The sequence below is a fragment of the Kitasatospora dryopteridis genome, from assembly GCF_050749075.1.
Taxonomy (GTDB): domain Bacteria; phylum Actinomycetota; class Actinomycetes; order Streptomycetales; family Streptomycetaceae; genus Kitasatospora.
On record NZ_CP192749.1, the window covers coordinates 7,787,822 to 7,813,529 of the forward strand.

Below are 25,708 nucleotides of genomic sequence, written 5' to 3' on the forward strand. Positions count from 1 at the left end.
GGGGCATTCCTCCCGCCCGCGGGACCGTGCCGTGATCGTCGTCACACCCTTGCCGGTGTGTGCGTGTGGGCACGGCCTTCGCCGCCGTGGCCGACCTCTGTGACGGCAGGTGCCGGGCCCGGGCGTGGTGGCGCCCGGGCCCGGCAGGGGTGCTGCTACGCGAAGCTGAACCAGTTGATGTTGACGAAGTCGGCGGGCTGGCCGCTGTTGAAGGTCAGGTAGACGTCGTGGGTGCCGGTGGTGCGGCTGATGTCGGCGGGGACGGTGCGCCAGGCCTGCCAGCCGCCGGTGTTGGCGACGGCGAAGCTGCCGACCGGGGTGGCCGTGGGGCTGCCGAGGCGGACCTGGACCAGGCCGCTGACGCCGGCGGCGGCACCGGACGCGACGCGGGCGTTGAAGCGGGTGGCGCCGGTGGTGCCGAAGGCGACGGACGAGAACTTCAGCCAGTCGCCGTTGGAGAGCCAGCCGACGTCGGAGCCGCCGCCGGTGTCGGAGCAGGCCTCGACCTGGGCTCCCGACTGGGCGCTGAACGACTCGGCCTGGATGGTGGCGAAGGCGCTGCCCGCGCCGCCCGTGGCGGTGGCCGTCGGCGTCGGGGTCGGCGTGCTGCCACCGCCGCCGGCCCCGCCGCCGACGGTGATGGTCCACCGGCCGGGGCTGCCGGACTGCACCTTGCCCTCGAAGTCCACCCCGGCCGGGTGCACGTCGTCGTAGGGGAAGGCGTACCCGAGGTGGTCGGGGGTGGTGTTGTGCAGGATGCGGGCGTAGTGGTTGGTCCGCGGCCGGGTGTAGAAGGCGGCCGGGTTCTCGGCGGTCGGCTGGTTGGGGTTGTCCAGCAGGGTGGTGCGGTTGAAGGCGGCGGCGAGCCGCGCGCTGAGGTTGCCCATCTGGTCGTTGCCGGTGGTGAAGGGCGCGTCGCTGCAGGAGAAGATCGAGAGGGTCGACGGCTTGGCGAAGCTGCCGACTCCCGGGAAGGTGAGCGTGTCGCCGTTCACCCTGCCGGTGACGGTGCCCCAGGTGAACTGGGTGTCGATGCGCAGGTCGGTGGAGCGGTACTTGTTCCACACCTCGTCGACGTAGCTGTCGAAGTAGCCGCGGAAGAGCGCGTTGTTGCCGCGGATCGCCAGGTTGGGGCTGAGCACGCGCAGGTCGGCGCCGCCCTTGGTGACGATCAGCTTGCTCCAGTCGCTGCCGTCGGCCGCGGACTGGGCCCGCAGCGCGGCGGCGACCCGGGACAGCCCGTCGGAGGGCAGCCCGCGCACCGTCTGGGTGCCCTGCCCGGTCTCCAGCTGGAAGGCGATCGGCAGCGAGACCATGTCGACGAACGTGATGTTGGCGTACAACTGGTCGTTGTTGAAGGTGAATTCGCAGAAGTCGTGGTGGACGTTCGCATTGGGGTCGGTGGGGTTGCTCACCGAGGGGAGGGCCAGGCCACCGCCGCGGTTCATCAGGAAGGTGAGCTTCGCGCCGACGGAGAAGTAGATGCGGCCGCTGTCCAAGTGCGGCAGGGTCACCCTCCGCGCCCCGGCGCCGGACGCGTTGAGCGGGATGGCGCAGTCGACCCCGAGCGGGGTCTGGTCGTTGGCCGGGGACGGCGGGTGGTACAGGGTGGAGCCGTTGGCCTGGATGAAGGCCCAGTTGCCGCCGGCCGCGGGGTCGCGGCCCAGCACGTAGGCGTACACCGTGTTGTTGCCGGTGGTGTTGACCAGGTCCAGGGGGAGCGTGGCGGTGGTGGAAGCGTCGGCGCCCACCTCGAGCCAGGTCGCAACGGCGGGCACGGCCAGGGCCAGGCCTGCGGTTGCGGCGAGGAGTTTTCTGCGGGACATCGTGCGCTGGTGGCGTGCCGTCATGGTGGGGGTCCGTTCTCCGCGAGGTCGGGTGGGGGAGCGGTCAGGTGCAGGGAGGGGAAGGGAAGGAACGGCGGGAGGGTTCTGCCGGCGGGGTGTGCCGGTCAGCCGACCGTCCACTTCTGGTTGGCGCCGCCGGTGCAGGTCCAGGTCTGCAGCCGGGTGCCGTCGGCCGAGGAATTGCCCTTGGCGTCCAGGCACTTGTTGGCGCCGGTGTTGGTGAGGTCGTGCGCGGCGGTGTACGTCCACTTCTGGGCGTTGGTGCCGTTGCAGGTGTAGAGCTGGACGACGGCGCCGTCCGCGGTGGAGCCGCCCGCCACGTCCAGGCACTTGCCGAGGGCGCGGACGGTGCCGTCGCCGCCGATGGTCCACTGCTGGGCGGCGTTGCCGGTGCAGTTGTGCAACTGGATGGGGGTGCGGTCGGCGCTGGAGCCGCCGGCGACGTCGACGCACATGCCGCCGATGCCGCGGATCGGGCGCGCGGCGGGGGCGGGGGTGCTGCCGGATCCGGAGGCGCGGACGTAGTCGACGATCATCGTCTGCGGGAAGGCCGTGGAACCGTCCGGGCTGCCGGGCCAGTCGCCGCCGACCGCCAGGTTCAGGATGGCGAAGAACGGGTGGTCGAAGACCCACTTGTTGCCGCCGGTGTCGGCGGGGGTGCGGGTCTCGTACGTGGTGCCGTCCACCGACCAGACGATGGAGTTGGGGCTCCAGTCGACGGCGAACACGTGGAAGTCGTCGGCGAAGGCGCGGCCGCCGGGCAGGTTGTACGCGGCGCCGAGGCCGCCCGCTCCGGAGTAGCCGGGGCCGTGCACCGTGCCGTGCACGGTGTTGGGCTCGCGGCCGATGTTCTCCATGATGTCGATCTCGCCGCTGTTGGGCCAGCCGGCGGTGCCGAGGTCGTTGCCGAGCATCCAGAAGGCGGGCCAGATGCCCTGGCCGCGGGGGATCTTGATGCGGGCTTCGAAGCGGCCGTACGCCTGGGTGAAGGTCTTGGCCGTGTTCAGCCGGGCCGAGGTGTACTGGCACTGCCCGTACCAGCAGCCGAGGCCGGCGTCGGTGTTCTTCCGCGCGGTGATGACCAGGTGGCCCTGGCCGTCGAGCGCGGCGTTCGAGGTGCTGTTGGTGTAGTACTGCAACTCGTGGTTGCCGAAGCCCGAACCACCGGTCTCCAGTGTCCACTTGGCGGGATCGGGAGCGCGGCCGGCCGGGCCGTCGAACTCGTCGGACCAGGTCTGTGCGGCGACCGCGGCACCGGCCCGTGAGGCGACCGAGCCGGCGGAGGACATGAGCACCGCGGCGACCAGGGCGGTGGTGACGACGAGCACCAGTCCGCCGAAGGACCAGCGTCGTGCGCGATGAGCAGCAGCCATGGGCGTGCACCCTTGTCTGGGGGATGGGGAAGGGAGGGAGCGGGCAGGGCGAACCATGGGGCTGTCATATGAGAGCGCTCTCAGATATGACGCGGCGTCGCCCGTGGGCACTGAGTATTACGGAGGGGTAATCGCCATGGCAACGTCAGCCGCCGGCCCTTACCCGTCGCTGACCTGCGGTTTTCTATCGCGGCCTGCAGCTTAACGCTCTCTTAAGGCTGACTTGATGTGCAGAGAGGGCTCTCAGGCGATGCCCGGCGGGCCCGCTGACGTGCCGTCGGAGCAGGTCCCGACGGCCGGTTCCGGCGACTCCCGGTGTGAAGCTCGGCCCGACCGCAGCCACCCGTCGGCGCGGGAACAGCCCGGGCGGCGGTTCTGCCGCTATGCAGGGATCATGCCCTTTACGCACCTGAGCGCGCCCCCGCCCGACGGCCGGCCGCAGGGCGGTACCCCCGCGCGCCGCGGACGCGTCCCGGCGCACTGCCCGGCGCCCGGCGGCGCGGCATGCCGGTGAGACGGCCCCGGCCGCGCCGGACGACCGCGGCGACGGACCGGGCGGGCGCGCCGCCCGGGCTGCGCCGCCTCTCCGACTACGCCTGGCGGCTGCTGGTCGTGGCCGCGGCCGGGTACCTGGTGCTCGTGCTGCTGGGGCGGTACCACCTGATCACCCTGGCCGCCTTCCTCGCCCTGGTGATCACCTCGGTGATCCGGCCGGTGGTCGACCTGATGGCCCGTCTGGTCCCGCGCCCGCTCGCGGTGCTGGTCGGGCTGCTCGGCGCCCTGCTGGTGCCGGCCGGGCTGCTCGCCCTGATCGGCGAGAACGTCGCCGACCAGGTGCCCAAGCTGACGAGGGAGTTCCAGGGCGGTCTGGACCGGCTGGAGGACGCGGCGCAGGGCCCGCCCTTCCACATCGCCCGCTCGACCTTCGACGGGCTCCAGCACAAGGTCGCCACCTACCTCTCCGAACACCGCTCCACACTGATCAGCACCGCGGTCAGCGGCGCCGGCCGGGTGGTCGAGGTGGCGACCGGCGCGGCGCTGGCGATGTTCATGTCGGTGTTCTTCCTGCACTCCGGGGACCGGATGTGGCGGTGGGCCGCGGAGCAGCTGCCGGCCGCGGCCGGCGACCGCATGTTCCGCGGCGGGCGCGTCGCCTGGCGGACCTTCGCCGGCTACACCCGCGGCATCTTCATCGTCGCCGCGACCAATGCCGTCCTGGTCGGCATCGCCCTGTTCTTCCTCGGGGTGCCGCTCGCCCTGCCGCTGACCGTCCTGGAGTTCTTCGCCTCCTTCGTCCCGCTGGTCGGCTCGCCGATCGCGATGCTCGTCGCCTCGCTGGTGGCGCTGGCCGCCAAGGGGCCGGTCATCGCGATCGTCGTCCTGCTGCTGATCGTGGTGATCGGCCAGATCGAGGGCCACCTGCTGCACCCGATCGTGATGAGCTGGGCGGTCACCACCGAACTGCGGGGCCCGCGGCCGCGGAGCGGGCCCTCGCCTACGGGCAGCCCATAGGGACGCGGGAGGTGCCCCCACGCGCCCCTGTTGTGGTGCCCACGTGCCCTACGCGCAGGAGGGGCACAGGCCGCGGTAGGTGACCTCGGCCTCGGCGACGGTGAAGCCGAACCGCTCCTCCAGCGGGAGGCGGGCCAGCGGGTCGCCGGTCGGGTGGACGTCGCGGACGGTGCCGCAGCCGGAGCACACCAGGTGCTGGTGCGGCTGGTGCGCATTGGGGTCGTACCGCTTGGCGCGGCCGTCGGTGGAGACCTCCTTGACCTCGCCGAGCGCGACCAGTTCGCCGAGGGCGTTGTAGACGGTCGCCCGGGAGATCTCGGGGAGCCGCTGTGCCGCGCGGGCGTGCACCTCGTCCGCGGTGAGGTGCACGTGGTCGCCGTCGAGGACCTCCGCCACGGCACGGCGCTGGGCCGTCATCCGCCAGCCGCGTCTGCGCAGCCGTTCCAGCAGGTCGCTCATATTGGCCCACCAATTCAGGCTCGGCGGGCGTCCGGCATTTCGGCAATGGCGGTCCGGGCGCCCGCGGGATATGGCTCTGGTGTGATTCTTGACTTGGATTCCGTCCATCGTAGGATCGGACTCGACGACAGCCAAGGGACAGGAGGGGCCAGTACGGCGGGAGAATGAGGAACAACGGGGCCGCGATCGTCCGATCGGCGGTTCCGGGGCCGCTCCCTGCCTTCTGCGACCTGCCCGTTCTGCCGCCGCAGTTCCCGAGGACCGTGATCCGCCTTTCAGGGAAGGATTCCCATGTCTGAGAACCACGATGCGATTGTCGCAGAGGCGAAGACGGAGGGCGGAGGTGGCTGCCCGGTCGACCACGGGCGCGCGCTGCATCCCACTCAGGGCGGTGGAAACCGCCAGTGGTGGCCGGAGCGGCTCAATCTGAAGATCCTCGCCAAGAATCCCGCCGTGGCGAATCCATTCGGCGATTCGTTCGACTATGCCGAGGCGTTCAACACGCTCGACCTCCCGGCCGTGAAGCGGGACATCGAAGAAGTGCTGACGACGTCGCAGGACTGGTGGCCGGCCGACTTCGGCCACTACGGCGCGTTCATCATCCGGATGGCCTGGCACAGCGCCGGCACGTACCGCATCAGCGACGGCCGTGGCGGCGCCGGGGCGGGCCAGCAGCGGTTCGCACCCCTCAACAGCTGGCCGGACAACGGGAACCTCGACAAGGCCCGCCGACTGCTCTGGCCGGTCAAGAAGAAGTACGGCAGGAGCCTCTCCTGGGCCGACCTCATGATCCTCGCCGGCAACGTCGCCCTGGAGTCGATGGGCTTTGCGACCTTCGGCTTCGGCGGCGGGCGCGAGGACGTCTGGGAGCCCGACGAGGACGTCTACTGGGGCCCGGAGACCACCTGGCTCGGCGACGCGCGGTACACCGGCGACCGTGTGCTGGAGAATCCGCTCGGCGCGGTCCAGATGGGCCTCATCTACGTCAACCCCGAAGGACCGAACGGCACTCCGGACCCGATCGCGGCGGCCCGCGACATCCGCGAGACCTTCCGCCGGATGGCGATGAACGACGAGGAGACGGTCGCCCTGATCGTCGGCGGCCACACCTTCGGCAAGACCCACGGCGCCGGCCCCGCGGAGAGCGTCGGCCCGGACCCGGAGGCCGCCCCGATCGAGGCGCAGGGCCTCGGCTGGGCGAGCACCTTCCGCACCGGCAAGGGCGGCGACGCGATCACCAGCGGCCTCGAGGGCATCTGGACGAACACGCCGACGACCTGGGACAACAGCTTCTTCGAGATCCTCTTCGGCTACGAGTGGGAGCTCTTCCGGAGCCCCGCCGGCGCCCACCAGTGGCGGCCGAAGGACGGCGCCGGGGCGGGCACCGTGCCCGACGCCCACGACCCGTCGAAGCGCCACGCCCCGACGATGCTGACGACCGACCTCTCGCTGCGCCTCGACCCGGTCTACGAGCCCATCTCACGGCGTTTCATGAACGACCCCAACGAGTTCGCGGACGCCTTCGCCCGGGCCTGGTACAAGCTGACCCACCGCGACATGGGCCCGATCACGCGCTACCTCGGCCCCGAGGTCCCGACCGAGGTGCTGCTCTGGCAGGACCCGGTCCCCCCGGTGACGCACGCGCTCGTCGACGCCGCCGACACCGCCGCGCTCAAGGCCGAGGTCCTCGCCTCGGGCCTCACCGTGCAGCAGCTGGTGTCCACCGCGTGGGCCTCGGCCTCGTCCTTCCGCGGCAGCGACAAGCGCGGCGGCGCCAACGGCGCACGCATCCGCCTGGAGCCGCAGCGCGGCTGGGAGGCCAACGACCCCGACCGGCTGGCGGGTGTGCTGAGCACCCTCGAGGGCATCCAGCGGTCCTTCAACGCCCGCGGCAACGGCAAGCAGATCTCGCTCGCCGACCTGATCGTCCTCGCCGGCGGCGCCGCCGTGGAGAAGGCCGCCGAGGACGCCGGACACGACGTCGAGGTCCCCTTCGCACCCGGCCGCACCGACGCCGCGCAGGAGCAGACCGACGTGGAGTCCTTCGCCGCCCTCGAACCGGCCGCGGACGGCTTCCGCAACTACCTCGGGAAGGGCAACCGGCTGCCGGCCGAGTACCTGCTGCTCGACAAGGCGAACCTGCTCACGCTCAGCGCCCCGGAGATGACGGCCCTCCTCGGCGGCCTCCGCGTCCTGGGCGCCAATTACCAGCAGTCGCCGCTCGGCGTCCTCACCGCGGCCCCGGGGAGGCTGACCAACGACTTCTTCGTCAACCTGCTCGACCAGGGCACCACGTGGCAGGCGGTCGCCGGGGACGCCAACACCTTCGAGGGCCGCGACGCCGTCACCGGCGCGCCGAAGTGGACGGCCAGCCGGGTCGACCTCGTCTTCGGGTCGAACTCCGAGCTGCGCGCGGTCGCCGAGGTCTACGCGAGCGACGACGCCGAGGAGAAGTTCGTGGCGGACTTCGTCGCGGCCTGGGTCAAGGTGATGAACCTGGACCGCTTCGACCTCTCCTGATCCGTACCTGATCCGCTGCGCCGGGGCCGGCCCCGGCGCAGCGGAAATCCGGGCGACAGGACGAGGGGCCGCTGTCTAGCATCGGGCCGCGCATGCTGTTCCGCTGCTGTTGATTGGCCCCTCCCGTGAAATCCCTCCTTCCCCGCCTGCTGCACGACGAGCCGCAGTTCGCCCGCCTCTTCGCCGGGCAGTCGCTGTCCGTGCTGGGCGACCGCGTCACCTTCGTGGCCATGCCCTTCGCGGTGCTCTCGGTGGGCGGGTCCGCCTCCGACGTCGGGCTGGTGACCGCCGCCGCGCTCGCACCGCTGCTGCTGTTCACCCTGGCCGGCGGAGTGTGGGCCGACCGCCTGCCGCGCCACCGCATCATGCTGGTCTCCGACCTGGTGCGCTGCGCCGTGCAGGCCACGGCGGCCGCCCTGCTGATCACCGGCTCCGCCCGCGTCCCGCATCTGGCCCTGCTGATGGTTTTCTTCGGTACGGCGGAGGCGTTCTTCACGCCCGCCGCCACCGGCCTGCTGCCACTGGTCGTGCCACGGGAACGGCTGCGCGAGGCCAATGCCCTGCGGGGCTTCGTCCAGTCCTCCGGGCTGCTGGTCGGCCCGGCGGTGGCCGGCCTGCTGGTCGCACTGCTGGGCCCGGGCGGCGCCCTGGCCTTCGACGCCGCGACCTTCGCGGTCGGCGCGCTCTCCCTGGCCGGGCTCAGGCCCCGCCGCGAGGAGGCGTCCGACGCCGGCGGCAGCACCTTCCTGGCCGAGCTCAGGGCCGGCTGGGCGGAGGTCCGCACCCGGGCCTGGGTGTGGTCCGGCCTGGCCGCGGCCGCGGTCTACCACGTGGTCGTCCTCCCGGCGGTCTTCGTGCTGGGCCCCGTCCTCGCCGAAAGCGAGTGGGGCGGCGCGGCGGGCTGGTCGCTGGTGGTGGCGGCCTTCGGCATCGGCTCGGTCGTGGGCGACATCTGCGCCTACCGCCTGAAGTCGCAGCGTCCGATGGCCGTGGCCGCCGCCGCACTCGCGGTGGCCTCCTGCCAGGCGGCGATCATCGGCTCGGGCGGATCGCTCGCCCTGGTCGCGGCCCTCGAGGCCGTCACCGGCGTGGGGGTGGCCCTGTTCTTCGTCCTGTGGGAGACCGCCCTGCAGACGCACGTGCCCGGCGCCGCCCTGTCCCGGGTCAGCTCCTTCGACAGCCTGCTGTCCGCCGGGCTGATGCCGGTCGGCCTCGCCGTGGCCGGGCCGGTGTCCGCCTCACTGGGCGTGCACTCGACCCTCTGGGCGATGACGGCCGTGGCCGTCCCGGCCGCACTCGGCCTGCTGTGCGTCCCGGCCGTCCGGCGCCTCCCCCCGCTCGCCCGCACCGTCTGAGCGGCGCGAGCCCGGCACGTGGTCGATCCAGCGGCCGCGCGGCCGGCGCGGCCCGAGCAGGACGATCAGCGAATCCGGCCGCAGCCCCAGTACCGCCTCCAACGCCCTGACGGCGGTCAGCGATTCGGGCCGCTCGGGTCTGCTGCGGCCGCGCTGCCAGTAGCTCAGACTGGAGACGCTGACCCGCAGGCCGCGCCGGGTGAGTCTGCGCTGGATGCCTTCGAGGCTCAACCCGCTCTCCCGGATCGCCGTCCGCAGCGCGAGTTCGAACGGTCCCGAGCGGAGGACCTGGGCGAGCTCCGCGGACGGCGCGGGATGGAGCGTGCTGGGTGATGGACGGCTCAGGGCGCACACCTGCCTCCCACCGGGACCGCCGAGGGTCGCGGTCGTTGCGATTGCGAGGAATCTACCTGCGGAGCATGCGGCGAGCCAGGGAAGAAGGCGCCCCGAGTGGGGCGTTTGTGTGGGGAATCATGCGAAGTCTGGAGTTTTGGTGGTGAGTTGAGGATGCAGGAGTGGGGTTGGTGACGGTGTCCGGGCGGTCCGGGCGCGTCAAGGCCTGTTACTCCGAGGAACCCTGACGGCCCGTCGGCCATTTCAGTTCGATCTCCAGCTCGACCTCTCCCTCGCCCACTTCCACTTCGAGCTCGGCCTTGAGCTCGTCCGGGACGCGCAGGCTGAGCACGCCGGGGCCGAGCTCCAACTCGGCCTCTCCGCCGTGGCGCAGGGCGGCCGCCAGGGCCTCCAGCTGCGCTGCGGCCTCGACGCGCGAAAGCGAGCGCTTCTCTTCGAACTTGAGGTCCTTCACTGCTGCCTCCGGTCGGTCGGTGCGAAGGTCGCGGACGTGTCCCCGTCGAGCGGGATGCCGTTGCTGCGCAGCACGTCGCGGACGTCCAGGATCAACGGGAACACCTCGTTGTTCCGGTCCGCGCCCTGCTCGTCCCATGCGCGCTGCTCGGCCTCGACCGCCATCCGGTCCTGGGCGAACACCCGCTCGGTGAAGCGCCGGATGAACGGCCACGCCAGCTGGATCGCCCCGGGGATCGGCGGTTTGGCGATCATCAACAGGCCGTAGGCGTGGTTGGTGCGCTGCTCGGCGTCCTCCGGCACGTAGGCGGCCCAGAGGGAGAAGGCCGGCAGGTCGGCGCCCTCGGGGACGTCCTGCAGCGTCTGGTACGGGTACTCGGTGCGGATGGTGACGACGTCGGGCGTCTGCTTCCCGCCGAGCCCCTCCGCGGACAGCAGGCCCGCACCGCGGTCCTTCCGGCCCCCGGCCGGCACGAACAGGTACCGGGCCTCCACGAACCGCGGACCGCTCTCGTACCCCAGCAGCTCCGGCTTGATCCTGCCCAGCACCCCGCGGTGCAGGAACTGGTGGTTCATGTCCAGCAGGTTCTCGTGCATGAACGAGTAGTGGCAGCGCACGGTGCGGGAGAAGGTCATCGTCCGGTGCGAGGGCGAGGCGTACTGCGGCAGCACCGGGAACGGCGCCGACTCGGCCTTCTCCGGATCCCCGGGGAAGACGAACACCAGCCCGTAGGCCTCGCGGACCGGGTACGAGGCCACCCCGCGCGGCGGCCGCTCGCAGCCCTTCGGCAGGTAGGGGATCTGCGAGATGCGGCCGTTCCCGCGGTAGGCCCAGGCGTGGTAGCAGCAGCGCAGCACCTCGCCCTCGACGACACCCATGCTCAGCGGCACCTGGCGGTGCGCGCACCGGTCCTCCAGGGCGTACACCCGGCCGCTCCGGCCGCGGTACAGCACGATCCGCTCACCGGCGAACACGGCGGCGAACGTGCGCTGCTTCGCCACCCGGCGCGACACGGCCACGGGGTACCAGAAGTCCGGGTTGATCCCGATACGGCGGAGGTCGGCGGCGGTGTGGCGGCGATCGCCGTCCGGCCGGACGGGGAACTCCGGCCGGCCGTCGGCGGTACGCCGGTCCACTCCGGGTCGGGCCTCGGTCATGGGGCTGCTCCCTTGCATTCGGGCCGGGAGGGCGCAACCGCGGAGGCGTCGGGCGTCCGAGGTGCACACGCGTCCGGGGGATCGGACGCCGCGGTCCGGCGCTCTGCACCGGTCCGGTCCGGCGGCTGCGAACCGTCGGCCGCAGCAGGACTCCACCTCCCCACGGTGGACGGCCGCGCACCGAACGGCAACCGCGGGCCGTTCCGCCAGGGCGCGGGGCACCCGTCAGGAGCGTTCGACGGCCGCCTTGATGCGTTCGCCGAAGGCGGGTGCGTCCTTGCGGGCGGCGTGCAGGGCGGGGCCGAGGAGCAGTTTGCCGATGCCGTGGCCCTCGAGTTCGTTGAAGATCCGTACCCGGGTCCGGCCGTCCGGCAGCGGTTCGAGGTCGTAGCCGCCCTCGGCGGTGATGAGGTTCTTGCTCTGCTCGCTCCACCGCACCGTGCGGGGTGCCTCCAGCCGGGTGATGCGGAACTCCCGGGAGGTCTTCAGGCCGGCGTCCTTCACCGTGCTGCGGAAGACCGTGCCGACGGCGGTCGGACCCTCCGGGGTCTTGGTGATCTGCTGGACCCGGGGGCTGAATTCGGCGTCGTTGCGGCCGTCCGCCAGATAGGCGAAGACCTGCTCCACCGGGCGGTCGATCTCGACGCTCGCCTCGAACTGTCCCGACATGTTCGCTCCTGCCTGCCGTGCGTGGGGCGTTGCACGGCCAGGATTCCAGAGGTCTCCCGGCCGTGCCTCCCGCTCGTCGGCGCGTGCTCAGCCGATGGCGGACGCGTAGGCCTTCGCCTGCTCGGGCGTCAGCAGGTGGGACACCCGGACGACGACGACCCCCGAGCGGTAGACGTAGTCGGGCCGTGCGCTGCTGCCCGCGGCCTGACCGCTGCCGGGGCCCTGCACCCACGCCTCGGCGTCCTCCGGGGTGGCGAAGACCTCGACCGTGCCGCCGTACGAGACGGCGTCGCGCCGGTGCCCGACGGCGTCCTCCTTGGCCAGCGGGCTGTTCGACACCCGGGTGTCGTCGAACGCCGTCTTGGAGACGTACTGGTGGGGCTGGCCGAGGCGGCCGTCCGGATCGGTGGTGCCGTCGTAGGTGACCGTCAGCTTCACCGGCAGGCCGGTGGCGAGGAGTTGCTTGGTGACGGCGGTCGCGTCGCCGACCATCCTGGTCGGGCTGTCCGGTGCGGCTCCGGCCGATGCCGTGGAACCGGTACTGCCGCAGGCGGTGGCCGCGGCGAGGACGGCGGTGCAGATGAGGGTGGTGGTGCGTCGCTGCATGGGCTCCCCAGGGACGGGTGTGGTGAGGCGCCGACGACCGTATCGCCGCGGCACGCCCCCGCACCGCGGCGTTGCTGAGCTGTGATCCCGGACGACGGATGATCAGCATCCTTCGCAGGCAGCCGGGTTGCGGGCCGCCACGAGCCGAAGGGCCCGCCGGTGCCGAAAAGGAGGAGCGACGGAGCGACGACTGTCGGCGCCGGGTTCAGAGGGTCCGGAGGCGAGCGGGCGACGATCAGTGGGGCCGGGCCCGGTGCCGGGCCCGGCCGGTGGCCGTGCGGGTGTGCGGTTATGCGGTGGCGGCGGCCCGGGTGCGGCGGTAGAGGATGACGCCGGACACTGCGGCCGACGCCAGGGAGGCGCCCACCAGACCGAGCAGTGCTGCGGAGGAGCCGGAGTCGGACGCGAGCGCGACCGGGGCGGTCGCGAGGGTCGCGGGTGCGGCGGCCGTGCCGTGGTCGTGGTACGCCACGGTGGACTTGGCGGCGTCGGCGGTGAGCTGCTGCTCGGTGGGGTTGCCGGGGGCCGCTGCGGCCGCGGGGGCCGCCGCGGTGCCGCCGAAGTCGACGTCCGAGCAGCCGTAGAAGGCCTCCGGGCTGTCGGTGCGCTGCCAGACCATGTAGACCAGCTGGCGGCCGGTCCGGTTGGGCAGGGTGCCGGTGACGTTGTAGTAGCCGTTGGTCGACGTCCGGCCGGTGGCGTACTGGGCGACCGGGTGGGCGAGGTCGAGGTCGGACCACTTGAGCGGCTGGGTCGGGTTGTAGCCGCTGTTGGTGATGTAGAGCGTCATGACGCCCTGGTGCGGGGCGGTGACACGGAAGTTGAAGGTGTTGGTGCCCGCCGTGACGGCGGTGGCCGGCCAGTCGGTGCGGGCCATGTCGAGCGCCTTGTACTTGTCGCGGTTGGCCGAGCACAGCTTGCCGTCCGGGATGATCTGCCGGCTCTGCCCGTTGGCGTTCGCGATGTTGACCTCGTTCCAGTCGTACAGCGGCTGGGTGCCGCTCATCGCGACGAGGTCCTTGCAGACCTGGGACTTGGGGGTCTCCGGCCCCTCGGCGTAGCAGGCGGCGACGCGGCTGGTGGGGCCGAACATGGCGCCGTGGGCACCGGCGGTGCCGGCGGCCGCGACCAGCGCGCCGGCGGTCAGCGCGCCGGTGGCGAGCAGTCTGCGAGTCCAGGACATGGTTCTCCTCTTGCGAATCGGGCCGGTTGTGGGGGAGAGGTGCCAGCCCGGGGAGCCTTCGGGCGCGGCGGCGCGGACCCGACGCGCCGTCAGCCGCTGGGAGCCTACGATTGGCCTATACCAATTGGCAAGAGGTGTGCGCTCGAAGGAACTTGAGGGGGCACCCCGACGGGTGCCCCCTCAAGGACGTCGGCCCTGCCGGTCAGCTGCCGATGTAGGCCGCGAGGTGTTCGCCGGTGAGGGTGGAGCGGGCGGCGACGAGATCGGCGGGGGTGCCCTCGAAGACGACCCGGCCGCCGTCGTGGCCCGCGCCGGGCCCGAGGTCGATGATCCAGTCGGCGTGCGCCATCACCGCCTGGTGGTGCTCGATGACGATGACGGACTTGCCGGAGTCCACGATCCGGTCGAGCAGACCGAGCAGGTTCTCCACGTCGGCGAGGTGGAGGCCGGTGGTCGGCTCGTCGAGGACGTAGACACCGCCCTTCTCGGTCAGGTGGGTGGCCAGCTTGAGCCGCTGCCGCTCGCCGCCGGAGAGCGTGGTGAGCGGCTGCCCGAGGGTGAGGTAGCCGAGCCCGACGTCGGCGAGCCGCTCGAGGATGCGGTGCGCGGCCGGCGTGTGCGCCTCGCCGCCGCCGAAGAACTCCGCGGCCTCGGTCACCGGCATCGCCAGCACCTCGCTGATGTCGCGGCCGCCGAGGCGGTACTCCAGCACCGACGCCTGGAACCGCTTGCCCTCGCACTCCTCGCAGGTGGTGGAGACGCCGGCCATCATCCCCAGGTCGGTGTAGACGACGCCGGCGCCGTTGCACGTGGGGCACGCACCCTCGGAGTTGGCGCTGAACAGCGCCGGCTTCACCCCGTTGGCCTTCGCGAACGCCTTGCGGATCGGGTCGAGCAGCCCGCTGTACGTCGCCGGGTTGCTCCGCCGCGAGCCGCGGATCGGAGCCTGGTCGATCGAGACCACACCCTCGCCGGCCGCCCCCGACCGGTGCGGCAGCGACCCGTGCACCAGCGAGCTCTTGCCGGACCCGGCGACACCGGTGATGACGGTCAGCACCCCGAGCGGGATGTCGACGTCGACGTCGCGCAGGTTGTTCGCCGTCGCGCCGCGGATCTCCAGGGCACCGGTGGACGTGCGCACCGATCCCTTGAGGGAGGCCCGGTCGTCGAGATGGCGGCCGGTGACGGTGCCGCCGGCCCGCAGCCCCTCGACGGTGCCCTCGAAGCAGACGGCGCCGCCCGCCGAACCGGCGCCGGGGCCGAGGTCGACGACATGGTCGGCGATCGCGATCATCTCCGGCTTGTGCTCCACGACGAGCACCGTGTTGCCCTTGTCCCGCAGGCGCAGCAGCAGTTCGTTCATCCGCTGGATGTCGTGCGGGTGCAGCCCGATCGTCGGCTCGTCGAAGACGTAGGTGACATCGGTGAGCGAGGAGCCGAGGTGGCGGATCATCCTGACGCGCTGCGCCTCGCCGCCCGACAGCGTGCCCGCCGGCCGGTCGAGCGCGAGGTAGCCGAGGCCGATCTCCGTGAACGAGTCGAGCGTGTGCTGCAGCGCGGCGAGCAGTGGCGCCACCGACGGCTCGGCGACCCCGCGGACCCACTCGGCGAGGTCGCTGATCTGCATCGCGCAGGCGTCGGCGATGCTGACCCCGTCGATCTTCGACGACCGGGCCCCTTCGTTCAGCCGGGTGCCGTCGCACTCGGGACACGTGGTGAAGGTGACCGCCCGGTCCACGAACTCCCGGATGTGCGGCTGCATGCCCTCCCGGTCCTTGGCGAGCATCGACTTCTGGATCCGCGGGACGAGCCCCTCGTACGTCATGTTGATGCCCGCGATCTTCATCCTCGTCGGCTCGCGGTACAGGAAGTCGTGCAGCTCCCGCTTGGTGAACGTGCGGATGGGCTTGTCCGCGTCGAAGAATCCGGACTCGCTGTAGAGCCGGGAGTTCCAGCCGCCCCCCGTGTAGCCGGGGACGGTGATCGCGCCCTCGGAGAGCGACTTGGAGTCGTCGTAGAGCTGGGCGAGGTCGATGTCGGAGACCGCGCCGCGGCCTTCGCAGCGCGGACACATGCCGCCGGTGATGCTGAAGCTGCGCCGCTCCTTCACGGTCTGCCCGCCGCGCTCCACGGTGACCGCGCCCGCTCCGCTGATCGAGGCGACGTTGAAGGAGAACGCCTTGGGCGAGCCGATGTGCGGCTTGCCGAGCCGGCTGAACAGGATGCGCAGCATCGCGTTGGCATCGGTGGCGGTGCCGACCGTGGAGCGCGGGTCGGCGCCCATCCGCTGCTGGTCGACGGTGATCACCGTGGTCAGCCCCTCGAGGACGTCGACCTCGGGCCGCGACAGCGTCGGCATGAAGCCCTGGACGAAGGCGCTGTACGTCTCGTTGATCAACCGCTGCGACTCGGCGGCGATCGTGTTGAACACCAGGGAGCTCTTGCCCGAACCGGAGACACCGGTGAACACCGTCAGCCGGCGCTTCGGGATCTCGATGCTGACGTCCTTGAGGTTGTTCTCGCGCGCGCCGTGCACGCGGATCAGATCGTGGCTGTCGGCAACGTGGCTCGCGGCCTTGCTCATCGTGTCTCCATCCGTGACGCGGAGCCGCCTCTGCGGTCTCCGCCGGGGTCGCCCGCCCCGATCCAACCAGTTCCGGGCCGGGCGGCCGGGTGTTTTTCCGCGGTGGAAGCTCAGCTCGTCTCGTTGAAGCGGATCATGTTGCCCGCCGGGTCGCGGAAGGCGCAGTCGCGCACGCCGTACGGCTGCTCGGTCGGCTTCTGGACGACCTCGGCGCCGCCGGCCTCCAGCCGGGCGAACAGGCCGTCGAGGTCGGCGGTGGCCAGGGTGATCCGCGCGTAGGTGCCCTTGGCCATCATCTCGGTGATCGTCCGCCGCTCGTCCTCGGTGACGCCGGGGTCGGCGGCCGGCGGCTCCAGGACGACGGACGTGCCCGGCTGTCCGGCGGGGCCGACCGTGATCCAGCGCATGTCGCCGTAGCCGACGTCGTTGCGGACCTCGAAGCCGAGGAGGTCGCGGTAGAAGGCCAGCGAGGCCTCGGGGTCGGTGTGCGGAAGGAAGGTCCAGTGAATGGTGATGTCCATGTCCGTCACACTAGGTCGGCCCCGGCGGCCGGGGCTTCTCCGATCCTGACCGGTCCGGCGCGGGCCCCGCGCACGGGCCGCCCGCCGCGGACGCTGTGGGAAACTGGGCGGGTGAAACGGCAGGACCTCGACGACCTCGTCCGGCTGCGGCGGGCCCGCGACCGGATGGACCGCGACTACGCCGAACCGCTCGACGTCCCCGCACTGGCACGCGGCGCCCTGATGTCAACGGGCCACTTCTCCCGCAGCTTCCGAGCCGCCTTCGGCGAGACGCCCTACAGCTACCTGATGACCCGCCGCATCGAGCGGGCCAAGGCGCTGCTGCGGCGCGGCGACCTCACGGTGACCGAGGTCTGCTTCGCGGTCGGCTGCACGTCGCTGGGGTCCTTCAGCTCGCGCTTCACCGAGCTGGTCGGCGAGAGCCCCAGCGCCTACCGCGCCCGCAGCCACGACCACGGCGCGGCCATCCCGGCGTGCATCGCCAAGATCCACACCAGGCCGGTCAGGAACGGAGAAGCACGCCCCGCCGCGCGGCCGTAGCGTGAACGGCATGGACATCATGCTTTCGCAGTGCTTCATCGCCGTCGACGACCACGACAGGGCGATCGCCTTCTACCGCGACGTGCTCGGCCTCGAGGTGCGCAACGACGTCGGCTTCGAGGGGATGCGCTGGGTGACTGTCGGCGCGCCCTCCCAGCCGGAGGTGAACATCGTCCTGGAACCGCCGCTCGCCGACCCCAACGCCTCCGCGGCCGACCGGCAGGCCATGGCGGAGCTGATGGCCAAGGGCATGCTGCGGGGCGTCATCTTCGGCACCGACGACTGCGACGCCACCTTCGAGCGGATCAGCGCCGCAGGCGGCGAAGTGCTCCAGGAGCCGATGGACCAGCCGTACGGCGTCCGCGACTGCGCCTTCCGCGACCCGTCGGGAAACATGCTGCGCTTCACCCAGACCCTCGGGAAGTGAGGGACGCAGGTGGGCACCCCGGGGAGGGGTGCCCACCTGCGTGCGGTCACCGGGCTAGACGAGGCTCGCGCCCCAGGTTTGGGCTCGGTCGAGTTCGCCGGCCCGCAGGGGGCCCTCGGAGTCCTCGACGACGAAGCCCTCGGGCTCCACCATCACGTCGTAGTGGTGGTGCGAGAGCCGCTTGGCGATCCCGTCGGCCGCACCGCCGCTCATCTTCATGTCCGCCCGGGTGTCGAAGGCCGCCGCGTGCGTGCCGGTCGCGGTCTCGGGCAGTGCACGGAGCCAGGTCCGCAGGCCGGGGCTGTCCGCTCCGCCCGGGGCCTCGACGTCCGTCCCGTGCTTCTCCGCCGCGCTCCGCGCGAGCTTGCGGCTGAGGCCGGACGACATCCCGTGCATGTGCGTGGGACCGCCGACCACCAGCAGGTCCGCCCCGCGGGTCACGTCGGCGCCCGCGTCGGCCACCGGGAGGCAGCTGACCTCGGCGTCGGGTGCGGCCCGGTGGACGCCCTCCGCGATCGCCTCGGCGATCAGCCGGGTGTTGCCGTACATGCTCTCGTAGACGATCACCGCCTGCATGGCAGATCCCACCTCTCCTCGCATCGGCCCGACGGACCCTGCGGGCCTTCGCAGCGGGAGGCCGGGGTCCGTTGCCTCCATCCTCCGGCGGCCGACGGGGAGACGGGAGGGCCGACCGGACCTGATGCCCAGGGCCGCCGGGGCACACCGTCCAGGGACGCACTCGCCGAGCGCGCCCCCGGACGGCCCGTCAGCGCCGGAAGCGGCCGGTCAGGACGGTCCACCAGCTGCGCCGTTGGCGGGGAACGGCCGCGGTCGGGGCGGCGGGTTCCGGAGCCGGCGGCGCCGCGGACGGCTGTGCGGGCGGTACCGGCGCAGCCGTCGAGGGGGTCGCGGCCGCGGTGGTGGCCTCGGCCTCGGCCTGCCCCTTGGCCGTCCTCGGCGAGAACTGCACCGGGAGTTCGACCAGGTGGCGGGAGATCCAGGCGGAGGTCCAGGCCAGTTCGGCCTCGGGGACGGCGAGCCCGAGGTCCGGCAGGCGGGTCAGCAGGATGTCGATGCCGGTCTCCGCGATGGCCCGGCCGATGTCCTGGCCGGGGCACTCGTGCGGGCCGCTGCCGAAGGCGAGGTGGGAGCGGTTGCCGAAGAGCGGCTTCGCCAGGTCGGGGCGGACGGCCGGGTCGACGTTGCCGGCCGCCAGGCCGAGCAGCAGCATGTCGCCGCCCTTGATCCGCTGCCCGCCGAGCTCGGTGTCGCCGGTCGCCCACCGGCCTGCGACGAGCAGCATCGGCGGGGAGTCCCAGAGCACCTGGTCGAGGGCGTCCGGCAGGGTCATCTGGCCGCCGGACAGGTGGGCGCGGAACCGCCGGTCGGTGAGGACCATCTTCAGGGTGTCCGCGATCAGGTTGACGGTCGTCTCGTTCGCTGCGAGCAGCACCACCCGCAGGTGCTCCAGGACCTCGTCGTCGGTGAGCCCGGCCTCGTGCTCCATCAGCCACGTCACCAGGTCGGGGCCGGGAGCCACCCGCTTGCGCTCCATCATCCGGCGCAGCGTCTCCACGACGTACTCGTTGCTGGCGACGGCCGTCTCGGTGCCCTTCATGAGGTCGCGGGCGGCCTCGACCAGCCGCGGGCCGTACTCCTCGGGCATGCCGACCAGTTGGGTCATCACCAGCATCGGCAGGTGCTCGGCGAACTGGGCCACCAGGTCGGCCCGGCCGGCCGGGCCGAACCCCTCGATCAGCTGGTCGGCGAAGCGGGTGACGTAGCGGCGGATGCCGCGGCGGTCGAAGCGGTTCAGGCCGTCGGTGACCGCGCCGCGCAGGCGCCGGTGCTCCTCGCCGTCCGCGAACACGCACAGCGGCTGCCACGCGACCACCGGCATCAGCGGGGACTCCGGTGTCACCAGGCCGTTCTGGAACGCCGACCAGCGGCGGGAGTCCCGGGAGAACCGGGACGGGGTGCGCATGGCGGCGAGGTTCGCGGAGTGGCCGAGCACCAGCCACGCCGGGACGTCGCCGTGCAGCAGCACCGGCGCCACCTCGCCGTGCTCGGCGCGCAGCTTCTCGTACAGGCCGGCCGGGTCGGCCTCGGCCTCGGGCCCGTAGAGCCGTCTGGGGCTGCCGGCGCCGAACGCGTGGGCGGGGCAGCCGGGCGGCGGGGTCGGGGCGGTGTCGTCGGGGAACGGACTGGTCACGATGGCTCCGGGGTCCTCGCGGGGCGGGCAGGGGGAGAGGGCGGCGTCCCTGTCCCGGGACGCCGCCGGGGTGGGCGGCGGCCTCAGTGCACGGGCCGGGCCGAGAGGTCGTACAGGTAGCGCACCAGGGCCAGCAGGACGTCCCGGCTGGACTCGCGGGACCTGGCGTCGCACGCCACGATCGGCACCTCGGCGGGCAGGTCCAGGGCGGACCGCAGCTCGTCGAGCGGGTAACCCGGGGACTCCGGGAAGGAGTTGACGGCGACGACGAACGGCACGCGGCGGTCCTCCAGCCGTCCGATCACGTCGAAGCTGACCTCGAGGCGGCGGGTGTCGACCAGCACGACGGCGCCCAGCGCTCCCTCGAACAGGCCGTTCCACAGGAACCAGAACCGCTCCTGGCCGGGTGTGCCGAAGACGTACAGCACCAGTTCGTCGCTGAGGCTGATCCGGCCGAAGTCCATCGCGACCGTGGTGGAGGTCTTGCGCTCGACCCCGGCGGTGTCGTCGATGCCGGCGCCGGCCTGCGTCATCGTCTCCTCGGTGGTCAGCGGGCGGATCTCGCTCACCGACCCGACCAGGGTGGTCTTGCCGACGCCGAAGCCGCCGACGATCACCACCTTGACCGCCATGGCGGCCGAGTCCGGCAGCAGGTCCGCCTGCCGCGGCCCCACCACCGTGTCAGAGCCTCTGAAGTCCATGGATCACCGCCTCCAACAGGGCACGGTCGGGAATGATCGCCTGCGGCACGGGGGAGCGGGCCTCGATCCGCTCCTCGGCGAGGAGGTCGGCCAGCAGCACGGTGACCGCACTGGTCGGCAGCCGCAGGTACGCGGAGATCTCGGCCACCGACAGCGGCGAGCCGCAGATCCGCAGGATCGCGGCGTGCTCCGGCTGCATGGCGGGCGTCGGCTCCGCGCGGGAGACGATCAGGGTGACCAGGTCGAAGACGGCCTGTTCGGCCAGGCCGCTGCGGCCCCGCGTGATCACGTACAGGCGCTCGGGGTTGCCGTCGTCCCAGTCCTGGCCGTCCGCACTCATGTGCCCGCCCCGCTCTGCTCGGCACCCGTTCCGCGGGGCACGCCGCCGCCGGCGGCGGGCCGCGTGCTGCGCCCGCTCATGCGACCTGCCCGCCGTTGCGTGGCGGGGTACTGAGGTGTTCGCCGATCCGGGCGACGAGGTCCCGCATCCGCTGGCCCATCAGCCCGGCGTCGACGCCCTCGTCGGCGAGCACCGCGAGGTACGCCCGGGCGCCGGCCGACATCAGGTAGAAGAAGCCGCCGCTCACCTCGATCACCACCAGCCGCATCCGGCCGTCGCCGTGCGGGAACTCGTGGCCCACCGCGGTGGCCAGGCTCTGCAGCCCGGCGCAGGCGGCGGCGAGGCGGTCGGCGGTGTCGGGGTCGGTGCCGTACTGGGCCATCCGCAGGCCGTCGGCGGAGAGCACGATGATGTGGCGGGTGTGCGGGACCCCGTCCGCCAGGTCCTTGAGCATCCAGTCCATGTTGGTGCGCTGCTGAATCACTGCTCGCCTTTCCCTGCCTGCTCGTCACTGGTGTGGCCGGCCGCTCCGGTGGACGGCGCGTGCCCGTTCACGCCCTCGTGGAACGCCGCCAGCCACATTCCGGGCTGGACGGGCGCCGGGGCCGGTTCGGGGACCTTGGAGACCTCCGGGAGGACCGGCCGGGAGGGTGCTGCGTGGCGGCGCCGCTGCGGCAGACCGTTCGGGGTCCGTCCGTCGACCACCGGAATCCCGTCGACTGCCGGGCCGGACCCGGCCGGGGGCACGGAGAAGGAGCCGAAGGACGGCCCCGCGGCGGCCGCCGGCGTCTGCCCGTGCGACCGCGTATCGGTCGCCGGCGCCGGGAAGGCGGCCGGGAGCGGCCGCAGACCGGCCGTCGCCCCGATGCCGTGCGCCCTGCCGGTGGCGGGCGCCGTGGTGATGAGCTCCTGGGGCACGATCAGCACGGCGCGCACACCGCCGTAGGCGGAGGGGCGCAGCGAGACCTGGAACCCGTACGCCTGCGCGAGGCGGCCGACCACGGCCAGGCCGAGCCGGGGGGTCTCGCCGAGGTCGTTGAGGTCGATGCCGGCCTGCGCGTCCTTGAGCATCCGCTCGGCGCGGGCCCGGCCCTCCTCGCTCAGGCTGAGGCCGCCGTCCTCGATCTCGATCGCTATTCCGGCCTGCACCTCGGCGGCGGTCAGGTGCACTCTGGTGTGCGGCGGCGAGTAGCGGGTGGCGTTGTCCAGCAGCTCGGCGACCGCGTGGATGAGCGGTTCGACGGCCGGTCCGACCACGGCGACCTCGGACACCGGGTGGAGGTCGACCCGCTGGTAGTCGAGGATGCGCGAGATGCCGCCGCGCAGCACGCTGTACAGCGGCACGGCCCTGCCCCACTGCCGGCCGGGGCGGGCACCGCCGAGGACGGCGATGCTGTCCGCGAGGCGGCCGATCAGCGCATTGCCGTGGTCGAGCAGCAGCAGGTCGTCGAGGACGGCCGGGTCGTTGCCGTGCCGGTCCTCCATCTCCCGCAGGTCCTGGGCCTGCCGGTGGACGATCGCCTGGACGCGGCGGGCGATGTTGACGAAGGCCCGCTGGGCGGACTCGCGCATGCCCTCCTCGTTGTCGACGGCGTCGAGCACGGTGCGCAGCACGGCCTGCCGGGCGGCGTGGAATCCGGAGCCGTCGCCGCCGTACTGGGCCTCGTACGCCTTCAGCACGTCCTCGGGGAACTCGCCGCGCTGGAGCCGGGCCACCGCCCTGGGCAGGGCGACGGTTGCCAGTTCGGCCGTCTCGGCCTCCTGCTGGGCGAGCCGGCGCTGCAGTTCGTGCTCCTGTCGGGCGCACCGCGCGCGCAGAGCGGTCATCGCGCGCCCCCTGCGGGCCGCTTCGGCGGCCACCACGGCCACCGCCGCGGTGCTCGCCAGCCCGCACAAGACGACCCCCGCGCGGGCACCGGCGGGGACCGCCGACACGGCGAACGCGGCGGCGGCCGCCGTCACGAACGTGGGCAGCAGCCACACGAGAACGGGAGCAGAACCCCGGCTTCCGGGTGACGATCCAGCACGAAGCATCAGCATCCTCAAGCGGTCGAAAGAGTGCGGAGACGGACGGGGCGGCGGCCGGCTCCGGCGGCGTGCGGCTGCGTCCGGGCGGGCCGACCGGTGCCCGCACCGGTCCTCGTGACCTGGTACGGCGAGCGGTCCGGCGGGCCGGGCGGAAGTAGCATAGCCGGTTTCAGGACATACCTGACGCAAGCTCAAAAACACTGCCTTACAAGCGATTTAGTGCGATCTTGCGGGACATGCCGGGTATTCGCACGCCTGTCGGAGAGTCTCCCCGACCCGCCGCCGGCACCAGGCTTGTCGCTCAGGGCATGTCATGCAGCCGCCCGGCCCCCGGATTCGCTCAAGTGGGCGTTTTCTACGGTGATTTGCACGCGGCGGCGAGGAAGTGTGGTACGGCGCTGGACTCTTACGGAGCGTCGGCCATGAGTGCGGCGATGCCGTCCAGGATGCGCTGCAGGCCGAACTCGAAGAGGCGGTCGAGGTCGAAGTCGTAGCCGTCGGTGAGGTACCGGGCCAGTAGGGGATGCCGGCCGGTGGCCAACAGGGCGCGCAGGGCCGGCTCCTGGGTGGTCATCCACTCCTCGGCGTCGAGGCCGCTCAGTGCCTCTGCCTCGGCCTCCGCCTCCACGCTGACCGCGGTGCCGCGGACGTAGTTGAACAGCGTGAGGTGGGTGGTGAACACCGTCCACCGGTCCAGGCCGCGGTCCTGGAGGGCGGTGAGCACCCACTCGGTGAACGGCAGGGCGGTGGGGACGATCTGCGGCCTGGTCATGGAGAGCGCCGGCGCCAGCCAGGGGTGGCTGCGGAAGGCCTCCCAGAGCATCCGGCCGGCGAGGGCGAGGCGTTCCCGCCAGTCCTCGGGCGGCTGCTCGGGGAAGGTCCAGCGGCCGAATACGTCCTCCATCATCCGCAGCACCAGGTCGTCCTTGTCGGCGACGTGCCGGTACAGCGACATGGCGGCAACGCCGAGGTCCGACGCGACGCGGCGCATCGAGACGGCGGCCAGGCCCTCGGCGTCCGCGACCGACACGGCGGCGGCCACGATCCGCTCCCGGGTCAGGGCGGTATCGCGCGGGCTCCTGCGGGCGGGTGCGCCGCTGCGCCCGCTGCTCGGGACGGGGGCGGGTGCGGGGGTGGACGGGCGGGCCCCGGCGCGGGGGTCGGCCACCACCGTGCCCACGCCCGGCACGGCGCGGACGAGGCCCGCGGTGCGGAGTTCGGTGAGGACCTTGGTGGCGGTCGCCATCGCCACCCCCCACTGCCGGGTGATCTCCCGGGTGGACGGCACCCGGTCGCCCGGGGCGAGCTCGCCCGACTCGATCCGGCCCCGCAGCTCGGCCGCGATCCGGAGGTAGCGCGCACCGTCCGTTCCGTCCACCGTCTTCCCTCCCGCACTAGTGCACCTGCTGCGCCCGCCAGCCTAGCGATTTCCCGCGGCGGCGGCCCCGGGCGGCGGTGCACTATCCCTGGAGCACTAGTGCACTGTCGTCAAATCCCCTGCTGGAGACGCACTTTAGCGCTTGCATCGGTCAATGCGTACGGCGTACAGTCGCGGCCATGGGGAACACCGACATCCTGATCTCGGGCGGCGGCATCGCCGGCCCGGCACTCGCCCACTGGCTGCACGCGGCGGGCTTCACCGTCACCGTCGTCGAACGCGCGCCCGCGCCCCGCCCCGGCGGCCAGACCGTCGACCTGCGCGGCGCCGGGCGTACCGTGATCAGCCGCATGGGGCTGATGGAGCGCGCCCGCGAGCTGAGCCTCGACCAGAAGGGCATCGCCACCGTCGACTCCGGCGGACGGATCACCTCCCGGCTCCCCGCCGACACCTTCGGCGGGGAGGGGATCGTCTCCGAGATCGAGATCCTCCGCGGCGACCTCGCCGGGCTGCTGCACGAGGCCACCGCACCGCACACCGAGTACCTCTTCGACGACACGGTCACCGCCCTGGCGCAGGACGGCGACGGCGTCACCGTCGACTTCGAACGGGCCGGCACACGGCGCTTCGCCGCCGTGATCGGCGCCGACGGCCTGCACTCCGTCGTCCGCTCCCTGGCGTTCGGGCCGGAGCCGGAGTGCGTCCGGCCGCTCGACCTCTACCTCGCCTGGTTCACCGCCGAGGACGGCCCCGCACTCGACGGCTGGTACCTGATGCACAACGCCCCGGGCGGGCTGGTCGCCTCGGCCCGCCCCGGTCGCGGGCCGCGCGAGATCAAGGCGGGATTCGCCTTCCGGTCGGGGCCGCTCGCCCTCGACCGCCGGGACACCGCCGCGCTGAAGGAGGTGGTCGCGCGCCGGTTCGCCGGCGTCGGCTGGGAGGTGCCGCGGCTGCTGGAGGCGATGCGGGACTCGACCGACTTCCACCTGGACTCGCTCGGCCAGGTCCACCTGGACGGCTGGTCCCGCGGCCGGGTCGCCCTGCTCGGCGACGCGGGCTACAGCCCCTCGCCGCTCACCGGCCTCGGCACCAGCCTCGCCCTGGTCGGCGCCTACGTGCTGGCCGGCGAGGCGGCCCGGTCGGGCGGCGACCTGCAGGCCGCCTTCCGGAACTACGACCGGGTGATGCGCCCGTACGTGACGAAGGCCCAGGAGCTGCCGCCCGGCGGCGCGGGCGGCTTCGCGCCGAACAGCGCGCTCGGCATCCGCCTGCGGGAGCTCTCGATGCGTTCCATGAACCGCTGGCCGATGCGGCAGCTGCTCGCCGCCCAGTTCTCCAAGGCCGGCGACATCGAACTGCCCGACTACGGTCCCGCCGCAGCGCGGTAGGGCGCGTGCTCAAAAGCGTGTGGGTGCTCACTCGGGGGCGCGGGGGAACTGCGCAGTCCGGATGCGGTCGCCGTTCGGGCCATGGGCCGGCCCGTTCCGT

General features: G+C 72.5%; 23 protein-coding genes. 6 read left to right on the forward strand and 17 right to left on the reverse strand.

Features of this window, described 5'->3' with window-relative positions:
* Nucleotides 1–155: 155 nt before the first annotated feature.
* A complete protein-coding gene (locus ACQ614_RS35535) occupies nt 156–1,850 on the reverse strand; it encodes a glycoside hydrolase family 64 protein (protein WP_431683241.1) in 1,695 nt (564 codons plus the stop codon).
* Between the two features lie 101 nt (nt 1,851–1,951).
* The gene (locus tag ACQ614_RS35540) at nt 1,952–3,220 is read right to left on the reverse strand and encodes a family 16 glycosylhydrolase (protein WP_431683242.1); all 1,269 of its coding nucleotides are present in this window, start codon (nt 3,218–3,220) and stop codon (nt 1,952–1,954) included.
* Between the two features lie 504 nt (nt 3,221–3,724).
* Between ACQ614_RS35540 and ACQ614_RS35545 the strand changes: the two genes are divergently transcribed.
* A complete protein-coding gene (locus tag ACQ614_RS35545; RefSeq protein WP_431683243.1) occupies nt 3,725–4,732 on the forward strand; it encodes an AI-2E family transporter in 1,008 nt (335 codons plus the stop codon).
* A 48-nt stretch (nt 4,733–4,780) separates the two neighbouring features.
* Here ACQ614_RS35545 and ACQ614_RS35550 read toward each other — a convergent pair whose 3' ends face one another.
* On the reverse strand, nt 4,781–5,191 hold the full coding sequence (locus tag ACQ614_RS35550) for a Fur family transcriptional regulator (RefSeq protein ID WP_431683244.1): 411 nt from the start codon (nt 5,189–5,191) through the stop codon (nt 4,781–4,783).
* Nucleotides 5,192–5,482: 291 nt separating this feature from the next.
* Between ACQ614_RS35550 and katG the strand changes: the two genes are divergently transcribed.
* Together katG and ACQ614_RS35560 are read left to right on the forward strand one after the other, a co-directional pair.
* Nucleotides 5,483–7,711, forward strand: a complete 2,229-nt coding sequence (gene katG / locus ACQ614_RS35555) for a catalase/peroxidase HPI (protein WP_431683245.1) — start codon at nt 5,483–5,485, stop codon at nt 7,709–7,711.
* A gap of 125 nt (nt 7,712–7,836) precedes the next feature.
* The gene (locus ACQ614_RS35560; protein ID WP_431683246.1) at nt 7,837–9,066 is read left to right on the forward strand and encodes an MFS transporter; all 1,230 of its coding nucleotides are present in this window, start codon (nt 7,837–7,839) and stop codon (nt 9,064–9,066) included.
* A 562-nt stretch (nt 9,067–9,628) separates the two neighbouring features.
* On the opposite strand, the gene ACQ614_RS35565 is transcribed toward ACQ614_RS35560, so the two are convergent.
* From ACQ614_RS35565 to ACQ614_RS35595, 7 genes are all read right to left on the reverse strand, one after another.
* Nucleotides 9,629–9,874 (reverse strand): amphi-Trp domain-containing protein, encoded by a 246-nt coding sequence (locus ACQ614_RS35565; protein ID WP_431683247.1) that lies wholly within the window; start codon nt 9,872–9,874, stop codon nt 9,629–9,631.
* On the reverse strand, nt 9,871–11,031 hold the full coding sequence (locus ACQ614_RS35570; RefSeq protein ID WP_431683248.1) for a Rieske 2Fe-2S domain-containing protein: 1,161 nt from the start codon (nt 11,029–11,031) through the stop codon (nt 9,871–9,873). Before ACQ614_RS35570 ends, ACQ614_RS35565 begins: the two co-directional genes overlap by 4 nt.
* 225 nt (nt 11,032–11,256) lie before the next feature.
* Nucleotides 11,257–11,700, reverse strand: a complete 444-nt coding sequence (locus ACQ614_RS35575) for an SRPBCC family protein (RefSeq protein ID WP_431683249.1) — start codon at nt 11,698–11,700, stop codon at nt 11,257–11,259.
* Nucleotides 11,701–11,787: 87 nt separating this feature from the next.
* Nucleotides 11,788–12,306, reverse strand: coding sequence for a hypothetical protein (locus ACQ614_RS35580; RefSeq protein ID WP_431683250.1), 519 nt, complete (start codon nt 12,304–12,306; stop codon nt 11,788–11,790).
* A gap of 289 nt (nt 12,307–12,595) precedes the next feature.
* Complete coding sequence (locus tag ACQ614_RS35585) at nt 12,596–13,489, reverse strand: lytic polysaccharide monooxygenase auxiliary activity family 9 protein (protein ID WP_431683251.1); 894 nt, start codon at nt 13,487–13,489, stop codon at nt 12,596–12,598.
* A 202-nt stretch (nt 13,490–13,691) separates the two neighbouring features.
* On the reverse strand, nt 13,692–16,073 hold the full coding sequence (locus ACQ614_RS35590; RefSeq protein ID WP_431683252.1) for an ATP-binding cassette domain-containing protein: 2,382 nt from the start codon (nt 16,071–16,073) through the stop codon (nt 13,692–13,694).
* Nucleotides 16,074–16,183: 110 nt separating this feature from the next.
* Nucleotides 16,184–16,594, reverse strand: coding sequence for a VOC family protein (locus tag ACQ614_RS35595; protein WP_431683253.1), 411 nt, complete (start codon nt 16,592–16,594; stop codon nt 16,184–16,186).
* A gap of 111 nt (nt 16,595–16,705) precedes the next feature.
* On the opposite strand from ACQ614_RS35595, the gene ACQ614_RS35600 reads away from it, so the two are divergent.
* Complete coding sequence (locus ACQ614_RS35600) at nt 16,706–17,134, forward strand: helix-turn-helix transcriptional regulator (protein ID WP_431683254.1); 429 nt, start codon at nt 16,706–16,708, stop codon at nt 17,132–17,134.
* Nucleotides 17,135–17,144: 10 nt separating this feature from the next.
* Complete coding sequence (locus ACQ614_RS35605) at nt 17,145–17,561, forward strand: VOC family protein (RefSeq protein WP_431683255.1); 417 nt, start codon at nt 17,145–17,147, stop codon at nt 17,559–17,561.
* A gap of 54 nt (nt 17,562–17,615) precedes the next feature.
* On the opposite strand, the gene ACQ614_RS35610 is transcribed toward ACQ614_RS35605, so the two are convergent.
* The 7 genes from ACQ614_RS35610 to ACQ614_RS35640 form a co-directional block, all read right to left on the reverse strand.
* The gene (locus ACQ614_RS35610; protein WP_431683256.1) at nt 17,616–18,149 is read right to left on the reverse strand and encodes a flavodoxin family protein; all 534 of its coding nucleotides are present in this window, start codon (nt 18,147–18,149) and stop codon (nt 17,616–17,618) included.
* 178 nt (nt 18,150–18,327) lie between these two features.
* Nucleotides 18,328–19,773 carry a cytochrome P450 gene (locus ACQ614_RS35615; RefSeq protein WP_431683257.1) on the reverse strand — a complete coding sequence of 482 codons (1,446 nt, stop codon included), beginning with the start codon at nt 19,771–19,773 and terminating at the stop codon, nt 18,328–18,330.
* A gap of 83 nt (nt 19,774–19,856) precedes the next feature.
* Nucleotides 19,857–20,474: a GTP-binding protein gene (locus ACQ614_RS35620; RefSeq protein ID WP_363487936.1), complete on the reverse strand. Its 618-nt coding sequence runs from the start codon at nt 20,472–20,474 to the stop codon at nt 19,857–19,859.
* Entirely contained in the window at nt 20,455–20,814 is a 360-nt protein-coding gene (locus ACQ614_RS35625) for a DUF742 domain-containing protein (RefSeq protein WP_431683258.1), read from the reverse strand. The genes ACQ614_RS35620 and ACQ614_RS35625 overlap by 20 nt, the downstream gene beginning before the upstream one ends.
* Nucleotides 20,815–20,890: 76 nt before the next feature.
* On the reverse strand, nt 20,891–21,298 hold the full coding sequence (locus ACQ614_RS35630; RefSeq protein ID WP_363487932.1) for a roadblock/LC7 domain-containing protein: 408 nt from the start codon (nt 21,296–21,298) through the stop codon (nt 20,891–20,893).
* Entirely contained in the window at nt 21,295–22,848 is a 1,554-nt protein-coding gene (locus ACQ614_RS35635; RefSeq protein ID WP_431683259.1) for an ATP-binding protein, read from the reverse strand. Before ACQ614_RS35635 ends, ACQ614_RS35630 begins: the two co-directional genes overlap by 4 nt.
* A gap of 400 nt (nt 22,849–23,248) precedes the next feature.
* Nucleotides 23,249–24,220, reverse strand: a complete 972-nt coding sequence (locus ACQ614_RS35640; protein ID WP_431683260.1) for a TetR/AcrR family transcriptional regulator C-terminal domain-containing protein — start codon at nt 24,218–24,220, stop codon at nt 23,249–23,251.
* A gap of 179 nt (nt 24,221–24,399) precedes the next feature.
* Here ACQ614_RS35640 and ACQ614_RS35645 point away from each other — a divergent pair, with 179 nt between their 5' ends.
* Nucleotides 24,400–25,608, forward strand: coding sequence for an FAD-dependent monooxygenase (locus ACQ614_RS35645; RefSeq protein WP_431683261.1), 1,209 nt, complete (start codon nt 24,400–24,402; stop codon nt 25,606–25,608).
* The last annotated feature ends 100 nt before the right edge of the window (nt 25,609–25,708 follow it).